Source organism: Gimesia sp. (assembly GCF_048260065.1).
GTDB lineage: Bacteria > Planctomycetota > Planctomycetia > Planctomycetales > Planctomycetaceae > Gimesia.
Window position 1 is genome coordinate 102,129 of the sequence record NZ_JBLXHC010000002.1, and the last position, 17,244, is coordinate 119,372.

Below are 17,244 nucleotides of genomic sequence, written 5' to 3' on the forward strand. Positions count from 1 at the left end.
TTCTCCAGTATCCGATTTCGTCGTCGACCTGTCTGAGCCTGGTTCAGTCAGTCAGACAAACAGCATGCTGCATCAGACCAATAGGCTGTGTCCAGGTTTACTGTAGCGTCTTCAAGGCCATTTGGGCCGAGTAGAGCAGGTTGAAACACGCTATAGTAAAATGTGACGCGTTCCAGTCTCTGTAAAATGTGCCCGTTAATCAAGTTGTGATACCTGATTAACGGGCAGAAATGCAAGCTGACTACAATCAAATCTGATCGCTATCGGTCACAGATTCTGTCAGGGGATTACGAATCCAGACGGCGTTCACGAATCCAGTCGGTGTGGAAGGTGCCTTCCTTGTCCGTTCGCTGGTAAGTGTGAGCACCGAAGTAATCACGCTGGGCCTGCAGCAGGTTGGCTGGCAGACGGGCCTGACGATAGCCGTCAAAGTAGCTTAAAGCAGCAGTAAAGCTGGGAACGGGGAGTCCGAGTTCTACAGCAGCTGCGACAACACGTCTCCAACTGGGTTGCGCTTTTTCAACGGCATTGCGGAAGAAGTCGTCCAGCAGCAGGTTTTCCAGCTCCGGATTCTTGTCAAAAGCTGCTTTGATGTCCTGCAGGAAGGTGGAACGAATAATACATCCGCCACGCCACAAGAGCGCGATATCGCCGTTATTCAGGTTCCAGCCGAAGTGTTCGGCGGCAGCATTCAGTTGGACGTAACCCTGAGCGTAGCTGCATAATTTCGATGCATACAGTGCCTGGCGTACGTCTTCGATGAACTGATCCCGGTCCCCTTCAAATTTTTTGTCCGGACCGCTCAGAATTTTTGAAGCCCGTACACGTGCTTCTTTCTGTGCTGACAGGCAGCGGGCATAAACGGCTTCGGTAATCAGAGTGGTGGGAACACCCAGGTCCAGAGCATGCTGGCTCATCCACTTTCCGGTTCCCTTCTGAGCAGCTGTGTCGAGAATTTCATCGACCAGGTACTCGCCGGTTTCTTCGTCAATCACGGTGAAAATGTCACGGGTGATTTCGATCAGGTAGCTTTCCAGCTCACCCTGATTCCATTCATCAAACACTTTGTACAATTCCTGGTTGGTCAGTCCCAGAGCGTGTTTAAGAATGTAGTAGGATTCACAGATCAACTGCATGTCGCCGTATTCGATCCCGTTGTGGACCATTTTGACATAGTGTCCTGCACCCGCTTCGCCGACCCATTCGCAGCAGGGAATGTCGTTGTTTTCGCCTACTTTGGCGGAGATATCCTGCAGAATCGATTTGACGTGTGGCCAGCCAGCGGGAGAACCACCGGGCATAATACTGGGGCCTTTCAGAGCACCCTCTTCACCGCCGGAAACACCGGTTCCGATAAACAGGAGGCCGGCATCTTCGACTTCTTTGGTACGACGATTGGTATCGTCGAAGTGGGTATTTCCACCGTCAATAATGATGTCACCAGGGCTGAGCAGGCCTTTCAGATCGTCAATGATGGCGTCAACGGCAGGACCTGCTTTGACCATCAGCATGACTTTACGGGGGGTGGCCAGGTTGTCGACCAGTTCTTTCAGAGTATGGTAGCCTGTGATGTTCTGCTCGTCGGTTTTGCTGCTGACAAATTCGTCAGTCACGCTGGTGGTCCGGTTAAAAACACCTACTGAATAGCCATGATTAGCCATATTCAGAACCAGGTTCTGTCCCATCACTGCCAGACCTACCAGGCCGATATCATGTTTTGACATTGTAAATTCTCGTTCACTTCTGATGTATTGTGGTTAATAAATGAGATTCGTTTCCGATGTTTCCAGAGAAAACGACCAGGGACCTGTTATCGTTTCCAGGGAGGTAACTCGGGAAGATAACTGTCGAATTCCGCGATGATTTTCTGCTGATATTCACCGGCAAACTCGCCATTGAGGAACTTATCACAGGCTTCGCCGATGAAGCGTTCCCAACTGGCTTCTTCTGCACCGGGGTTAATCGGATAGAACAGAGCGCCGACAGCTTCTGCTGCTTTCATGTCGCCGGGAGCATCGCCGATCATCAGTACTTTGTCTGAGTCGTATCCGCAGGCTTTGGCCTGTCCCAGAGTTTCTTTTTTGCTGCCTGCTTCCTGACCGCAGATCGCATCCACGTACTGAGCGATGTCATGTTCTTGCCACTCTTTGTTGAGTGCTTCGTTGGGAGTTGCCGAGCAGACGATCATGTCGGCGACAGGGTCCAGCTTGATCAGGCTCTCTCTGACGTTCGGATAAGGAGGCACGTCGTGAACCATATCAGCGATCATTTCATTGACGGCCAATGACCATTTCAAAGCCAGTTCCAGGTCTGGATCACTGGTTTTTTCCACTTCAGCAGCCAGAGTGGGATTGCCCAGCTTGGTTTCCCGTTCAATCCATTCGCGGACTCCCTGCAGCCGGGGAATCTTCACGTTACGAGCGATGACTTCCGGGCGTTCTTCCAGCAGGTCCAGCGCCAGGGTGTAGGAGATAAACCGGTTGGCACCGCGCCATTTAGAGTACAGGTTCGTGAATTCAGCTGCTTCCCGGGCATATTTCGAAATGGGCTGCAGACCAAAGTAGTTGATGAAGTTAGGAATAAAACACTCTTTGTGTTTAATTTCCATGGAATCAAAAGCACAACCATCTGAGTCAATGCCGATCAAAAACTCACTCTTTTTTTCAAAGCTGGTGTCCAACGGATTATCCGACACAATCTTCTCCCAATTGTTTATTAAAAGTCTGATACTGTGATTTAATATAATTGACCGCCAAACAGGCGGTCAAAGTTCATGCTGACAGATGTTCGATTTATCTGTCAGCCTGCGGTACGTATTTCGGTAATTTCTGATCCGAGAACAGTGGCTGTAACTGAGCCAGTCGCATCCGGCCATTGATCATGGGGATGCTGGGCCAGTCGTTGCCAACCAGTGGCTTACAGTACTTGACGAAGTCGTCAGTCACGTCCATCCCGTCTGCAGTGATCCAGTTTTTCGGGAAGGTGCGTTCGCTGTTGGCCACTTCAGGCAAAGGCACTTTGTCGTAACGGACATTGTAACCAGGTCCTTCTGCCCGCAGGATTGTGGACATGAAACCTGACTCGCCGGCAGCAGCCAGTAAAGCGGCTTTCTGCCCTGCTCCGTAGGCTTCGTCGAGGTCGACCGTGGAAGCATAGGCAATATTATGACGCTGGTCGGTGCCGGGGATATTAGCCCGGGCAGAACCTTTGACAGCCAGTCCACGCTGATTTAATTCGTTGACGAGCAGCTGTGCAACAGTCAGCTGGCTAGAGCTGAACTGCGTGTGCCCGAAGGAATCTTTGGTTTCACCGATGTCACCCAGAGAGAGACCTTCACTGACAACCACGATCAGGCGGCCGTCTTTCTTCAACTGGTCGTTGACCTGGGCATGAATCTGCTCAATGCTGACCGGGTTCTCTGCAAGATAAATCTGCATCGGAATTTTGCGTTGCGGATCAGCCAGACGGGCAGCGGCGGGAATGAAGCCGATTTTCCGTCCCATGGCCTGCAGAACCAGCACCGGGTCAGCAGGACAGCTTCCGCGGTTTTCTTCGTTGGCCATCTGGACCATGCTCATCCAGTAACGGGCGGTACTGCCGTAACCGGGAGTATGGTCGATCAGTTTGAATTCGCTGTCTCCCACATCGTTGTCGATGGTTTTGGGAACGCCGATACCGACGACATCCACACCCCGTTCGGTTGCCATCTGGGCGACTTTGTTCGCGGTGTCCATCGAGTCATTTCCGCCGATATAGCAGAAATAGCCGATGTTATGGGCTTTAAATACTTCGACGATCCGGTCAAAGTCTTCGTTCTGGTGATCTTTGAGTTTATAGCGACAGGTTCCAACTGAACCAGCGGCAGGTGTGACTCTTAACAGGGCAATTTCTTCTGGTGACTGACCGCTTAAATTGAGTAGTTCTTCTTTCAGAACCCCTTCAATTCCATGCCAGCCTGCGTAGATCGTGCCGATTTCCGGGAGATCCCGGGCTGTTTCGACCAACCCTCTCAGACTGTTATTGATGACTGGTGAAGGTCCACCAGACTGTGCCACAATCATATTCTTAGGACTTGCCACGTTTTCTCCTCACTCTATTGTTGTCTATTTTGAGATGCTTTGTGACCCACGGGGGTACAGAACATATCCCTCTGTTACTTTGGGGCCCTTGTCTCTCTGTAATGAACCAGATCTGAATTCAGTACCGAGACCGGTATGTATGAATCAATTCGGGCGAGTTCGAACGCTTCCCACAAGGTCCAGGGCGATTATTAGAAGGCTATTGTTGATAAAGTGTTATTCATTAACAGTTTACCGTAAATAATTTCGTTGCCTGAGTTGGCAGGAAATAGCCTATGTTCAGTGTGGGTGATTTTGATTTACAGACTCACAAAGACTTGTATCAACTCACTCAGTCGGGATATTACCCGATTTTGTGCTCTAATTCAAAGTATCGCCATGCTGCCAAAGCAGAAAGTTCCGGGAAAGTTTGGCTATGAAAGTTAAATAAATGCCCCGGACAATCTCCGTGGGTTCACTATTTCTGTGGAGTCAAAGTGATTTTGATCCCCTGTATCTCATAGTCCAGCTTATATGAGCTGAATAACGCGTCGCAAAACTCCGCGGCGTCCGCATCGACAACCGCAACATCGATCGGTTTCAGCAGGTCGATGCCTGCTTTGGCGAGTTCCTGTTTGTCATATTCGAACTCGATTCCCGACTGCTCCAGTTTCTGCATGATCGCCAGTACCGGGACTTTTTTGACCCGCAGAGTGAACTTCCTCCTGCTGAGAGGTACAGTCTCTCCAGTCCCGGGGCGAACAGGCTTCGCTCCTTTTTGAGGATTCAACAGTTGCTCAATCTGTTCATGAACGTCCATCGTAGCCTGCACGGAGAGAAGTTTTCCTGAGCTGGTCAGTTCTAGACCCGGAAACTGCTCCTTCAGTTGTCTGGTAACCGCTTCAATCGATTTGCCTCGCAGGGGGTATGTTTTTTCGATCTGAACTTTGTCCGGAATCGCTGTGATTCGAATGCTGGTTGCCTCCCCTGCCCAGTCGTACGTCAGATCGAATTGAATCAGGATCAGTGACAGCGATTCATTGGCATTCACGGAGACCAGAGAGAAATTCGACCACAGATCGTGGGGAATCAGTTGTTGATTGTCGATTGTGAGCTGGCAGGCTTCGGAGATTTGCTTCAGGATTTCAGTCGGCGTATCCAGGTCTTGAAAATGAAAGGTCTGACTTCTGGAAAGCTGAAGTACCCGTGATTTGAGCTCTTTCTGAGAATCGGCCAACTCGTGAAGTGTGTCTGATTTCAGTTGAAGGAGTGTATTCAGATCTGAAACAGCCTTCTCCGGGCCAATAAAAATATTACTGCCGACCGTAATGCATCTGGCTTGTACCAGTTCTGCGATTTGAGTCAGCCCTTCTTCCAGTGTCTGGTTCTGAAGGTCGATTTTCAGTTTACGGGAAGGATCAATCCGTCGATCCAGGATGATAGAGATGTTTTGTGTCTCCCTGATTCTCTGGACGATGGCTCGGATTCCCACATTGGACCAGGAGGCTGAGAATGGTTGTGTCAGCGCCTGCCGAAAACTTCGTTCTGAGAGGTAGCGTGGGGTTTCCCGATTAAGCAGAACGGGGGACTCTTCAGGATTCTGATTGGCGTATCCCTTCTGACTTTCTGCGGTTCCGAACAAAAACAGCATCAGGCAGACGATCAGCCAGAATGGAGAGCTGGTCAACTTTCTCACAGATTGATACTTTCCCTCTGGTCAAAATGATTACAGTCAAAGCCGGTTGAAAAACCGGAATCAGGTGCTGGAGTGTGGCCGGGTTCCATGATACCATATAAATACGGGTCTTTCCTGTCCTATTTTATCTATCCGAGATGCGATAGTCTAATGTAAAGAGAGTCAGTGCTTTATGCAGAAAATACAGGCAGTTGGAATCGATTTGGGAACTACATATTCCTGTATTGCGCATCTCAATGAGCATGGGGAGCCGGTTACGATTCCCAATCAGGAAGGAGAACTTTCTACTCCTTCCGTTGCCTTGTTTGATGGTGCAGAGGTGATTGTCGGCACGGAGGCATTGCGGCACGCGATTGTCAATCCCCGCAATGTGGTCCAGCACGCCAAGCGTTATCTGGGAAAACCGAATTTCCGCTGGGAAATTGATGGTCGCTATTTTACTCCGCGGGATATTTCTGCGTTTGTATTAAAAAAGCTGCTGTCGGCTGCGGAAGAACGAATCGGACCCATCGAGTCAGCCGTCATTACGGTGCCCGCACAGTTCAGTGATCTCCAGCGGCAGGAAACGATTGCTGCCGGGAAACAGGCGGGACTGAAACAGGTCGATCTGATTAATGAACCTGTGGCGGCTGCCTTATGCTACGTGCTGGGATCAGAAGGAATGTGGTTTGCCGAACTCGCCGAAGAGCAGCGCATTCTCGTTTACGATCTGGGAGGCGGTACGTTTGATCTTTCACTGGTCAAATATCAGAAAGATGAAGTCAATGTCATCGCCAGTGGCGGAGATCTCAAGCTGGGGGGGATCGACTGGAACAGTAAACTGCAGGCAGCGATCGCGGAACAGTTTCTAACTGAGTTTGGTGTCAATCCTGCGAATGATCCGGAAAGTCTGCAGTATCTGGCGAATGAAGTGGAACAGGCCAAACGCAGTCTGACCGTCCGTCCCAAAACAACGCTGGCCTGTCAGGTAGGTTCGCAGCGCAAAACGTATCAGGTGACACAGTCACAGTTCGAGCAGCTGACCAAAGGACTGGTCGATCAGACCACTAGCATCACCAGGGCATTACTGAAAGACAACGGCATGGGCTGGGCTCATGTGGATGTCGTTCTGACGACTGGTGGATCATCCCGGATGCCTATGGTTCGCGACGCCTTAAAGCAGGCAAGCGGAACTACGCCGAATCTGTCCCTGCCTCCCGATCAGTCCATTGCGCATGGTGCCGCCTATTACTCCGGGATGTTGTTGAGTAACCGTGAATATGCTGAATCGATTCTGACATCAGAAGCCGCCAGTCGCCTGGCAAAAATCAAGCAACACAGTGTGAATGCCCGTTCGCTGGGTTTCCTGGTACGAGATCAGTCCGGGCAGCAGCGTATCCCCCATTATATTCTGCCTGCGAACTCCCAGCTTCCTGCTTCGGTCAAGCATACGTATGGAACCGTTTCCCCCAATCAGCGGCGCGTCCATCTGAAGCTGATCGAAAGTGGTGCCTCTCAGGATGAACCCTTTGTGATACTGGGGAACTGTGTGGTTGATGGCCTCCCTGCCAATTTACCCGTGGATTCAAAAATTGAAGTCTTAATGGAATACGACGCTGAAGCGCGGGTGCATGTTTCCGCCAGGGACTGCACAAGCGGAAAAGAAGCGAAGATAGAAATTACCCGTGAACAGAATCTGGTGCAGCAGGCTCCCGAGGGTGCAACACAGGGATCTCCTGCAGCTCAAACTCCAGCGGCCGCTGCGGAACCGTTGTTACTGGACGATATTCTGGATCAGGCCGAATCCATCAATCAGCCGCAGCAGAAGCGGCCGGTTCCCGAATCGCAGCCCATTCCCCCGCGCCCCAAGCCGGCTACCAGAGGACTGGACAGTTCAGAGCGTCCGGTGCCGCTCTGTAATCAGTGCGGTGAACCGCAACTGGGGGCACCCGCTGCCGATTGTCCGACTCCTGAAAAACATGCCAAAGGGGCTCTGTCATCGCGACAGCCGCGTACACAGAAAAAAACGAGAGGCCAGCAGACGCCGCAAAGGGGAAAACAGAATGCTCCTCAGGCTGCCCGGAAACAGAAAGCAGACAATCGACGACCTGCAACAAACAGACCGCCGGGAAAGAGTCAAACACAGTCGAAGTCAACCAGTCAAATTGATGCCGCAGAGGACGAATTCTGGGATCTGCTTGAAGATGCCTGAGACCGGTCTGATTTCCGACATTGGTGATTCCAGAACTCAATTAACAACTTAGGATGCAAGAACTCAGATGAAAATTGAACGGATTGAATTGTATCATGTGGCGATGCCACTGATTTATCCCTGGCGGACCGCTTATGGCGAAGATGCTGCCATCCATTCTGTCTTGTGCCGCATGATCAGTGGATCCGTGGAAGGCTGGGGTGAAAGTACTCCGCTGGCAGCTCCCTGCTACAGTCCGGAATGGGCCGGCGGCGTATTTCATACCGTATCGGAATGGCTGGCACCGGCTGTAATTGGTCATGAATTTGAAAGTGGCGATGCGCTGCAGGAAACGCTGTCACTCTACAAAGGGAATTCATTTGCCAAAGCTGCTCTGGATAATGCCTGGTGGAGTCTGCACAGCCGCATTTCCGGCATACCCCTGCACAAGGCTCTGGGGGCGACACGTGATGAAGTTCCTGTGGGCGCTGATTTTGGTGTGATGGATCACCTGGATGATCTGATTGAAGCCGTGGGGACCGCGGTTGCTGAAAAATTTCCCCGCATCAAACTCAAATTCCGACCGGGCTGGGATGTGCCGATGTTGCAGGCAGTACGAACTGCTTTTCCGGATGACACATTTCACATTGACTGTAACAGCGGCTATCGGCTGAGTGATGTTGGTCTGTTCCAGGCGATTGATGAATTTCAGCTGGCGATGATTGAGCAGCCACTGCAGCATGACGATCTCACCGATCACCGTGAACTGCAGAAGCAGATTCAGACGCCGGTCTGTCTGGATGAAAGTATTACGCATCCGTATCGGGCACAACAGGCGGTTGACTTAAAAAGCTGTCAGTATGTGAATGTCAAACCGGGACGGGTTGGCGGACTGACGAATGCCGTCAAGATTCACGATCTGTGTCAGCAGGCAGGCATTCCCTGCTGGGTAGGAGGCATGCTGGAAAGTGCCACGGGAGCTTCCCATTGTGCCGCTCTGGCCATGCTGGATAACTTTACCTACCCCGCAGATATTTTCCCCAGCGAAAAGTATTACCGTGAAGATATGGCTGAGGTCCCTCTTTCGTTGTCAGTAACGAATGAGGGAGTTCCAGGCGTCAAGGCGTTTACAGAACTGCCTGATCCGGACAGTGGGAGATTGCAGTCACTGACCATCCAGAAAAAAATTATCAGCTCTTGAAATGGACATTTCGTCAGATCTATTGTCAAATGTTCATAGTGTGAGTTCGCTCTCGGGATAAAAGGCAGCCGAAAATCAGGAAATAATTCAATAAAATGACCTTATTGGGGAATAACCTGTGGTGTATCAGTATCTTTCTACTTAGAGAGTCAGGTTATGTCATTATCGAATCATAACAATGCAGATGAACTGACAAGACTGGTTGATGAATACTATCAACTGCTGTTTCGTTATGCGTACCGGTTGTCTGGTGAAAGCGCCGATGCGGAAGATCTGACACAGCAGACCTATTTGATCGCCCAGAAAAAATTGTCTCAGTTGCGTGATCCGAAGCTGGCCCGGTCCTGGCTTTGTACGATTTTGAGAAATCTGTTTCTGAAAAAAGTATCACAAAAGAAAAACTCCGTGTCCTTGAGTCTGACGTTTGATCTGGCTTCGGAAGATACAACAACGCCGGAACTGACATCACAAGAGTTACAGAAAGCTCTGGACGAACTGACCGAAGAATTTCGGGTTCCTTTATTGATGTATTATTTTGAAGAGCGGTCTTACAAAGAAATCTCTTCCGAATTGTCCATTCCAGTGGGAACCGTGATGAGTCGGCTGTCGCGGGCAAAATCATTTTTACAGGAACGGTTTTCAGAACCATTACGAGACGTCACTGCAATACACACTTAAATATTACAGCGGAAATTTGGCTTCATTATGAACACGTCAGAACCATCCAGATCATCAGGCTTTCCTGAATCAGAAAATACTGATTCAGGTCGTATCGCTGCTGATCCGGCTTTTGACGCGCAGTTGAACCGGACTCTGTTTGATGTCAGTGTCCCGGAGGGGCTGCGAGACAGGTTACTGAAGTCGCTTGCTGATCATGAATCGACTGAAATTGCCAGTCACCCGCAGATCGAATCTACCCGTAAACGGTTCCTGCATAATCCGAACATTCTGGCCGGGCTCTCAGCCTGTCTTATGCTGGCAGCAGTGCTGACCTATCTCTGGGCTTCGCAGCAGCCGGTGATTGCTCTGGCCCGCTTCGGTCCGGAACTCAATCTGGACAGTCGTCTGTTGCCGGAATTCGATCAGCATTTTCCGTCCCGTCTGCCTGCTCAGGGAGGCTGGAATTCCCGGGGACATTTCACTGTCTACAATAAGACGTATGGCGTCACTGCGGGAACTTCGGGTACCCAGGATACGGCCGCTCGATTTTTTCGGCTCCGTACCGGAAATAACCGGTCTGTTTTTGGCGCTCTACTGCAGATTCCCGCCTCACAGGTCTCTCCCCTCCCGACACAAACCGCTTTCAATCCAGGTCAGGTTGAATATTCCCAGTTAGATAAGGGGAATTATGCCACTGTCAGATGGATCGAGAATGACCAGGTTTATGTGTGCATTGTATTTGGCGGCGCGCGAGAGCTGGAAGCCTTAGGTCGCGCCCTGCAATCCGCTACCGCTTGAAATCAGAACCCCGACCGGCTCTACTGATAGAGAGTTATCTTTGCTGATCTGACGCAAACATTTTCTACAAGGGGCAATCATGCGCGGTTTACTTCAGTGTTGTCTGTTGATGGGGGTCTGTATGTTCTCGAATGTTCCCTGTGAAGCGGGAAGTTATGCCTATATCTCTCTGGGGGGAGAGAAAAAAATAGCCATCTATCAGCTCAATGAAGAGACTGGGGCACTGACTCATCTGGAAGATGTTTCCCTGGAGGGAGGCCCCGGTTGCCTGGAAGTTGATCCGCAAAAGAAATATCTGTTTGCCTCCGTCCGGACCGCATCCAAATTCATGAGTTTCTCCATCGATCCCCAAACCGGAAAACTGAAACTTATTTCCAGCATCCCGGCAGGAGGGAATGCTGCTTATATCGCGACTGATAAATCAGGCGGTTATCTGTTTTCAGCGTATTATGGCGAAGGAAAAGTCGCCGTCCATCGCCTGGGAAAACAGGGGGAGATCCTGGAAGAGATTCTGCAGACTATTCCAACAGAAAAAAATGCACATGCGATATTACCTGATCAGAAAAATCAGTTTGTGTTCGTTCCCCATACCGGACCGAATGCGATCTATCAGTTTGTCTGGGATGAAAAACAGGGAGTCCTGAAAGCCAATACTCCGCCTAAGCTCGCGGCGGCACCTGACCTGGAGCCCCGTCACCTGGCGATCTCCCAGGATAACCGTTTCATTTATTTCGATAATGAAAAAGGAAGCTCAGTAACTGCGTACAAATTGAACGCAGAAAATGGAACGCTGTCAGCGTTTCAAACCGTTTCAACGTTGCCCGCAGATTTTAATGGGAAAAATACCTGTGCCGACATCGAACTCTCCCCGTCTGGAGACTATTTATACGCGTCGAATCGAGGACATAACAGCATTGCCTGTTTCGCCGTCGATCAGAAGACAGGGCGATTAACGTCCATCGGTCAGGCTGCTACGGAAGATACGCCACGATCATTCAACATCGATCCCACGGGCCGCTTCCTGTATGCAGCGGGCCAGAAAAGCGGCAAACTGGCTGCGTACAAAATCTCGCCTGAAGATGGAACTCTGGAACGATTTGCGACGTATGAGGTAGGCAAATCTCCTTCCTGGGTAGAGATCGTAAAGTTTCCCTGATCCGCAAAATTAACTTCAAAATTAAGTCTGTTGGCAGGATTTGAGGGAAATTGTTCAGTACAGTTCCAGGGTAAGTCGATGAATTCGATTGAATGGACTCATTTGTGGGGTTCGTCTCTGCGCAGCGTTTATGTCGCTACGTGATTGATTCATCGACTTTTTCTGTTCCTGTGAAGAGAGAGGCTCATGATGCGCTTTTCTATATTCTCTTTAATTCTGACTCAACTCTTCATCGTATCCTCTTACGGTCAGGAACAGACACCGCTGCAGATCAGCTCCGATCATGTCTCAACTGACTCACAAAAGAGTAAGGTTAACGTAACGAAAGTTCCGTCGACTGAATCTACCGGGCCGGCATATCAGCGCATGTCTGTCAGTCAGAAACTGATTCAGCAAAGAGCGTTTCTACAGGCACAGCAGCGGATGCAGCGTATCAGTGCCCGTAAAGCGATGGGAATTACACCTGGCAGGCCGACTGTTTATGTTCAGGTCAGCCCGTTGCCCAGTTATGCTCAGATCATACAGCAGTCTTCCGGCTTCTACTATGATCCGTACCACTTTTATGGTTACTGGTACGGAACCGAATACTGAGATTTGATCGACTGAAGTTAATTCACTCTTTGGCAGGAAGCGACTGTGCAAACTTCACAGCGCGATTGATCCAGTATTTGAGATCCTCTTCTGCTTCAAAACCTGCCTGCTCTACGTAGATCATGCTCTTGAGCGGCTTGCCTGTGAAGTCCATCTCGCGAGTATTCGGTTCCTGCAACGCTTTGTGCGCACCCTGCTCGCCCAGTCTCAGCATCAGTCGTTCCCGAGTGACACCGCAGCACATATTTCCGTGTAACATAAAGCAGATTCCGCCAAACATCTTCCGTTCTGAAAAGCCTTTGCGGCGTTTCAACAGCAGGCGAACTCTTTGAGCCAGATCTTCATCGTACGCCATTTGAGTCTCCCCACAGGATTTTTTTCTCAGCGGCTTTCTTTTTATCAGAAAACTGAACAAACTAAAAGTAGTCAATGTTCTGATACCTGTTTGAAAGTGTATCAGTTTCTGCTGAGAGTATAAAAGTGAGAGGACTGCAATGGTATTGAAACGGTTACTGCTTCTGGTCTGTCTGGTGGGAGTGGGATTTTTTATTGGAACAGCGGCTGCTCAGAATGAGAAAGCAGAACCCAAAACGGAAACACAACCCGTACCGTTTCATTCAATGAGTCTTCCCGGACTGGATAACGTCTTTCAGATCGACAAGCAGTTTTATTCGGGAAGTGGCCCGCATGGGGAGCAAAGTTTTCAGGCTCTCAAAAAACTGGGGATCAAAACCATTGTCAGTGTCGATGGAATGCCGCCTGATCTGGAACACGCGAAAAAAGCAGGAATGAAGTATATTCATATCCCGATTGGATATGATGGTGTTTCCGAGGACGCCGGTCTCGCATTTGCGCGCGTTGCACGGGATTTGAAAGGACCGGTTTATATTCACTGTCATCACGGCAAACATCGCGGGCCGACGGCAGCAGCCGTGGTCGGGCTCTGTCGAGGCAGTTTCGATCAGAAAAGTGCACTGGAATTTCTGACACAGGCAGGGACAAGCAAGGATTACACCGGGCTCTGGAAAGACGTAAAGAACTTTAAGGTACCCGATGCCCGTGCCATCCTGCCTGAACTGGTAGAAACGGCAAAAGTCCCTCCCATGGTGACTGCGATGGCACAGATCAGTCATGATTTTGAACTCTCAGATCAGTTACAGCAGAGTAAGCCGGAAGATACGAAGGAAAGATTACGGGTATTAGTTCTGCTGCGTGAAGGATTACACGAAACCGCTCGGAAATACTCGGATGACTATGATGAGATGTTCAAAAAATGGCTCACAGAATCAGAGCAGCAGGTTCAGACTCTGGAAGAGGCCCTGCAAAAAGGAAATCAAAAGGCCTTCAGCGCAGGGATGAAAGCCTTAAAGTCACAATGCAAACGCTGTCACAAAGCCTACCGGGACTGAATAAACTCTCACTCTTCTTCAATCGATCTCTTTCCAGATCAGGCTGACTTTCAGGCCTTTGGTATTTCCCGCAGGCTCTGTTGCCAGCTTCAATTCAAAGTCATTATTGCCTTGAGTGATGTGTGCCAGTGCACGTGGCGCAAATTGAAAACGGAGTTCGGCATCCGCCTGTTTGATAAGTGCGGCCGGGTCAGTCTGGTTCGGGCTCTCCAGTCTGATAAAACAGTGATAGACGGCCGTGGGTTGTTTCTTGATCCAGTCATTGAGTGAGATATGCAACCGGTTTTTTTCGAACGTTCCCTGCAGCGGCGTCCAGGATTTCTGGTTATGTGAAATGGAAATGCGTGGCGGAATTTCCGTTGATGTCAGCTCAAGCTTGATCTGTCCCGCCAGTAACACGTAAGGCCAGTTTAATTGCCATACTCTCTGACTGGTTGCAGTCTGCTTGAGTTGATACAGGTCCTTGATCGTGCGTTTGAGAATGCCGTTCCCTGCGACAGGGGGCCGAGGTGTGTCGGTTGCATAATTCCGATGAACCGATTCCGGATTGGTATACTGGAATTCGACGTAGTCTAATGGTTCCAGAACCGGCAATGCGCTGGTCTCTCTGATCTGTGGTTGCCGTTCATTTACCCTGTTGTCGGCTGTGGAAGTATACAGTTTCGCAATCAGTTCAGAGGAACTGCCCAGCGGATCTGTTGGTGTTTTGGTAATGAGCTGCGGTTGTTCTGCCAGTTCTTCGACTCCTGCGATCTGGCCCCGCTGATTGCGATAAAATACCTGGTGATCCGGGTCGAACATATGCCAGCTGCCATCATAAAACGATTCCGCAACGACATGACCTGAGAGCCCCCAGACGCGGCTCTGTAAACCGGCTTTTCTGGCGAGGACCATAAAGTTGGTGGCACAGTCATCACAGAATCCATAGCCATACACGTTCAGAAATTTCACGGGGTCATGAACTTCATCTCCCTGCTCTGCCGGGTAATAGTGATAGCGCCAGTCGACGAGAAACTTCCAGATGGCGATCGATTTCTCTTCCGCGTTCATGTCAGGTTTGAGAATACTGGCCAGCATTGCTGACTGGCTGGAGAGGTCTGGCGCTCCTTTGCGTTTCCAGGCAGGTGTCAGCCGGGTATTGGTATCGAGGTTCTGCCAGATCATTTTGAGCGGTTGTGTTTCCTGGGGAATGATTCCAGGGATCGAAATTTCGGAAATTGAATCTGTCAAAATGAACGAGGCTGTTTTTTGCCGGTACACCTCGGTACTGACCAGCTCATATTTTCTGCCATTGGTTCTGGGGTCAGAGGAATCACTGGTTGAGAAATAGAGTGTGCCTGGAGTCCAGTGGCTATAGTGACCCCCCCCCTGCTCTCGGATTCGGCTGTGAAGTGCATGGGGAAATGGGAGCGGTTTTCCATTTTCCAGCAGTTTACATCGGGACTTCGACTCTTTGTCAGCAGCGCGTGGAATTGTCAATCGGGAGACATAGCTTGAACCCTGTTCATGCGAGATGGCAGTTGGCTGGATTTGTTCGGTGAGAACTTCTGTTTTCTCTTCCGCATGAATCTCGGGCTGGAGAATATCTGTCGCAGCTGGTATCGGTCCCGGCAGAGTTGAAATGATGCAGATAACGAGAAGAAAATTCAATCGCGAATACATACGTATGTTACTCATAATGAACCCATGTTCGATGTCTGTGAGACTTAAGTGAAAAAACGATATAAAAATCTAATATGTAGTTGAGAATCATAGCAGGGCTGGGTGATAATGCACTCTCATTTTAACTTCTTTCCGTGTAGGACCATGCGAATGATTCGAACTGTTTTGGTGATCTGTCTGCTGCTGACATTTTGTTCGGTTCTCAGAAGTCAGGCTGAGGAAAAAATAGACAGAAAACGTTCAGAGCCAGCGAGTATCAACTCATCCTGGGATGATCTACTGGAGGGAATCAACTCCCCGGAGGAGTGGGTTGAGCATAAAAAAGAGCTCAAAAAACGTTACCTGAACCTGATTCGCGATCAGTTTAAACCGGAAAAACCTGACCTGCAGATTCAGTTTCATGATACTGTGATCGTGGACGGTGTCTATCGCAGACAGCTGATCAGCTATCAGGTCGAGGAAGATGAACGAGCTCATGCCTACCTGGGGGTCCCTTTGTTCTTAAGAGGTCCTGCTCCGGCGGTTGTCGCATTGCATGGGACATATAAACAGGGAAAAGAACGGGCAGCCGGCCTGGTTGAGAATCCTGATAAAGCCTACCTCGATCACTTATGTCGACGTGGGTATGTGGTCATTGCTCCCGATCATTTTGTCGCTGGCCACCGTATTCCGGAGGCAGGGCCTTACGATACCGAGGCATTTTACAAGAAACATCCTGAGTGGACTGCTGTGGGAAAATTTACCTACGAACACTCGATTGCCATTGATGTTCTGCAGACGATGAAAGAAGTGAACCCCGAAAAAATTGGCGTACTGGGACATTCACTGGGCGGGCATGGTTCGATGTTTCTCGCAGCTTATGATGATCGGGTGCAGGCCGCAGCCGGTAACTGCAGTGCCTCTTTTTTCCGGCAGAATGCGAAAGTGGAAGCCTGGTCCCGCGATCACTGGTATGTCTATTTTAAACACATCCGCCCCGATCTGTTGAAAGGCGATCTGCCTCCGATTGACTTTCATGAGATTATGGCATTGATCGCGCCTCGGGCTTTTCTGGATCTGTCCGGGCTGAATGACGGCGATCCTCTGACCCAACGCCAGCGGGTATTAATGTTGCTCAAAGTCATGGACGTGTATGAGCTGGAAAAGGCTCCGCAGAACTTCGCGTTTTTTGTGCACGGTAAAGGGCATTCCGTAGCTCACGAATCCCGAGAGCTCATGTATGGTTGGATGGATACTCACTTGAAGCCCTCCGCTGCAACCAAGACTAAACTGGTGACTCCCTGAAAATATGGAAAGTGAAATTAGATGGAACTGATTATTATCAGGCATGGAAAAGCCGAACATGCTGGTGTGGTACCTGGAGGTGACTCTGCCAGACCGTTAACCGAACATGGCAGTTATCAATTTCGGAAAGTGGCCCAATGGATGGTGGAGCATCAGAGTTGCCCGGACCTGATTCTGCATAGCCCGCTGGTAAGAACCACTCAAACCGCACAGATCCTGCAGGAAGCAGCGGATTTGAGTGACGACTTCTGTCAGCCTCAGAACTGGCTTGGTTTCGGTCTGAACCTGGAGAAACTGATCTCGTTCGTCAGTCAGACAGCGTATGAGCGGATCGCAGTCGTGGCACATATGCCCGATGTGGCACGGTGTACAGGGGAACTGATTGGTGGCGGCTACATCACATTCAAGCCAGGCAACGCTGCCTGTATCGAGTTTGATACCGTCATCAGATCAGGTCAGGGAAGCTTGAAATGGCATTTAAGTGCGCCCCTGTTTTAATCTGACTTCTCCGGTAATTTCTGCTGATCGATTGGTGTGACAGCAGGATCTTGGACTGGCC

Annotated in this window: 15 protein-coding genes; 9 read left to right on the forward strand and 6 right to left on the reverse strand. The window is 50.0% G+C overall.

Annotation, left to right across the window (positions count from 1 at the left end; genetic code table 11):
* Positions 1 to 287: 287 nt before the first annotated feature.
* From gnd to ACN0YN_RS03595, 4 genes are all read right to left on the reverse strand, one after another.
* The gene (gnd, locus tag ACN0YN_RS03580; RefSeq protein ID WP_417383617.1) at positions 288 to 1,724 is read right to left on the reverse strand and encodes a decarboxylating NADP(+)-dependent phosphogluconate dehydrogenase; all 1,437 of its coding nucleotides are present in this window, start codon (positions 1,722 to 1,724) and stop codon (positions 288 to 290) included.
* An 86-nt stretch (positions 1,725 to 1,810) separates the two neighbouring features.
* Complete coding sequence (locus ACN0YN_RS03585) at positions 1,811 to 2,695, reverse strand: HAD family hydrolase (RefSeq protein ID WP_417383618.1); 885 nt, start codon at positions 2,693 to 2,695, stop codon at positions 1,811 to 1,813.
* A gap of 97 nt (positions 2,696 to 2,792) precedes the next feature.
* A complete protein-coding gene (locus ACN0YN_RS03590) occupies positions 2,793 to 4,079 on the reverse strand; it encodes a diphosphate--fructose-6-phosphate 1-phosphotransferase (RefSeq protein WP_417383619.1) in 1,287 nt (428 codons plus the stop codon).
* A 457-nt stretch (positions 4,080 to 4,536) separates the two neighbouring features.
* Entirely contained in the window at positions 4,537 to 5,754 is a 1,218-nt protein-coding gene (locus tag ACN0YN_RS03595) for a hypothetical protein (protein WP_417383620.1), read from the reverse strand.
* 172 nt (positions 5,755 to 5,926) lie between these two features.
* Here ACN0YN_RS03595 and ACN0YN_RS03600 point away from each other — a divergent pair, with 172 nt between their 5' ends.
* From ACN0YN_RS03600 to ACN0YN_RS03625, 6 genes are all read left to right on the forward strand, one after another.
* Entirely contained in the window at positions 5,927 to 7,945 is a 2,019-nt protein-coding gene (locus ACN0YN_RS03600; protein ID WP_417383621.1) for an Hsp70 family protein, read from the forward strand.
* A gap of 67 nt (positions 7,946 to 8,012) precedes the next feature.
* A complete protein-coding gene (menC, locus tag ACN0YN_RS03605) occupies positions 8,013 to 9,125 on the forward strand; it encodes an o-succinylbenzoate synthase (RefSeq protein WP_417383622.1) in 1,113 nt (370 codons plus the stop codon).
* 156 nt (positions 9,126 to 9,281) lie between these two features.
* Complete coding sequence (locus ACN0YN_RS03610; protein ID WP_417383623.1) at positions 9,282 to 9,803, forward strand: RNA polymerase sigma factor; 522 nt, start codon at positions 9,282 to 9,284, stop codon at positions 9,801 to 9,803.
* Between the two features lie 27 nt (positions 9,804 to 9,830).
* Positions 9,831 to 10,583: a hypothetical protein gene (locus ACN0YN_RS03615; RefSeq protein WP_417383624.1), complete on the forward strand. Its 753-nt coding sequence runs from the start codon at positions 9,831 to 9,833 to the stop codon at positions 10,581 to 10,583.
* A 79-nt stretch (positions 10,584 to 10,662) separates the two neighbouring features.
* Positions 10,663 to 11,739 (forward strand): lactonase family protein, encoded by a 1,077-nt coding sequence (locus ACN0YN_RS03620; protein ID WP_417383625.1) that lies wholly within the window; start codon positions 10,663 to 10,665, stop codon positions 11,737 to 11,739.
* Between the two features lie 186 nt (positions 11,740 to 11,925).
* Positions 11,926 to 12,330, forward strand: coding sequence for a hypothetical protein (locus tag ACN0YN_RS03625; protein WP_417383626.1), 405 nt, complete (start codon positions 11,926 to 11,928; stop codon positions 12,328 to 12,330).
* Positions 12,331 to 12,352: 22 nt separating this feature from the next.
* Here ACN0YN_RS03625 and ACN0YN_RS03630 read toward each other — a convergent pair whose 3' ends face one another.
* Positions 12,353 to 12,685: a TfoX/Sxy family protein gene (locus ACN0YN_RS03630; RefSeq protein WP_417383627.1), complete on the reverse strand. Its 333-nt coding sequence runs from the start codon at positions 12,683 to 12,685 to the stop codon at positions 12,353 to 12,355.
* 145 nt (positions 12,686 to 12,830) lie between these two features.
* On the opposite strand from ACN0YN_RS03630, the gene ACN0YN_RS03635 reads away from it, so the two are divergent.
* Positions 12,831 to 13,739, forward strand: a complete 909-nt coding sequence (locus ACN0YN_RS03635) for a cytochrome c (RefSeq protein WP_417383628.1) — start codon at positions 12,831 to 12,833, stop codon at positions 13,737 to 13,739.
* Positions 13,740 to 13,757: 18 nt separating this feature from the next.
* Here ACN0YN_RS03635 and ACN0YN_RS03640 read toward each other — a convergent pair whose 3' ends face one another.
* Entirely contained in the window at positions 13,758 to 15,416 is a 1,659-nt protein-coding gene (locus tag ACN0YN_RS03640) for a transglutaminase domain-containing protein (RefSeq protein WP_417383629.1), read from the reverse strand.
* A 135-nt stretch (positions 15,417 to 15,551) separates the two neighbouring features.
* On the opposite strand from ACN0YN_RS03640, the gene ACN0YN_RS03645 reads away from it, so the two are divergent.
* Both ACN0YN_RS03645 and sixA read left to right on the forward strand, forming a co-directional pair.
* The gene (locus ACN0YN_RS03645; protein WP_417383630.1) at positions 15,552 to 16,685 is read left to right on the forward strand and encodes a dienelactone hydrolase family protein; all 1,134 of its coding nucleotides are present in this window, start codon (positions 15,552 to 15,554) and stop codon (positions 16,683 to 16,685) included.
* A 21-nt stretch (positions 16,686 to 16,706) separates the two neighbouring features.
* Positions 16,707 to 17,183 (forward strand): phosphohistidine phosphatase SixA, encoded by a 477-nt coding sequence (gene sixA, locus ACN0YN_RS03650; RefSeq protein ID WP_417383631.1) that lies wholly within the window; start codon positions 16,707 to 16,709, stop codon positions 17,181 to 17,183.
* The last annotated feature ends 61 nt before the right edge of the window (positions 17,184 to 17,244 follow it).

Coding starts and splice junctions, on each gene's coding strand:
- gnd (WP_417383617.1), bottom strand. CDS start 1,724: ATGTCAAAACATGATATCGGCCTGGTAGGTCTGGCAGTGATGGGACAG.
- ACN0YN_RS03600 (WP_417383621.1), top strand. CDS start 5,927: ATGCAGAAAATACAGGCAGTTGGAATCGATTTGGGAACTACATATTCC.
- menC (WP_417383622.1), top strand. CDS start 8,013: ATGAAAATTGAACGGATTGAATTGTATCATGTGGCGATGCCACTGATT.
- ACN0YN_RS03610 (WP_417383623.1), top strand. CDS start 9,282: ATGTCATTATCGAATCATAACAATGCAGATGAACTGACAAGACTGGTT.
- ACN0YN_RS03615 (WP_417383624.1), top strand. CDS start 9,831: ATGAACACGTCAGAACCATCCAGATCATCAGGCTTTCCTGAATCAGAA.
- ACN0YN_RS03620 (WP_417383625.1), top strand. CDS start 10,663: ATGCGCGGTTTACTTCAGTGTTGTCTGTTGATGGGGGTCTGTATGTTC.
- ACN0YN_RS03625 (WP_417383626.1), top strand. CDS start 11,926: ATGATGCGCTTTTCTATATTCTCTTTAATTCTGACTCAACTCTTCATC.
- ACN0YN_RS03630 (WP_417383627.1), bottom strand. CDS start 12,685: ATGGCGTACGATGAAGATCTGGCTCAAAGAGTTCGCCTGCTGTTGAAA.
- ACN0YN_RS03640 (WP_417383629.1), bottom strand. CDS start 15,416: ATGAGTAACATACGTATGTATTCGCGATTGAATTTTCTTCTCGTTATC.
- ACN0YN_RS03645 (WP_417383630.1), top strand. CDS start 15,552: ATGATTCGAACTGTTTTGGTGATCTGTCTGCTGCTGACATTTTGTTCG.
- sixA (WP_417383631.1), top strand. CDS start 16,707: ATGGAACTGATTATTATCAGGCATGGAAAAGCCGAACATGCTGGTGTG.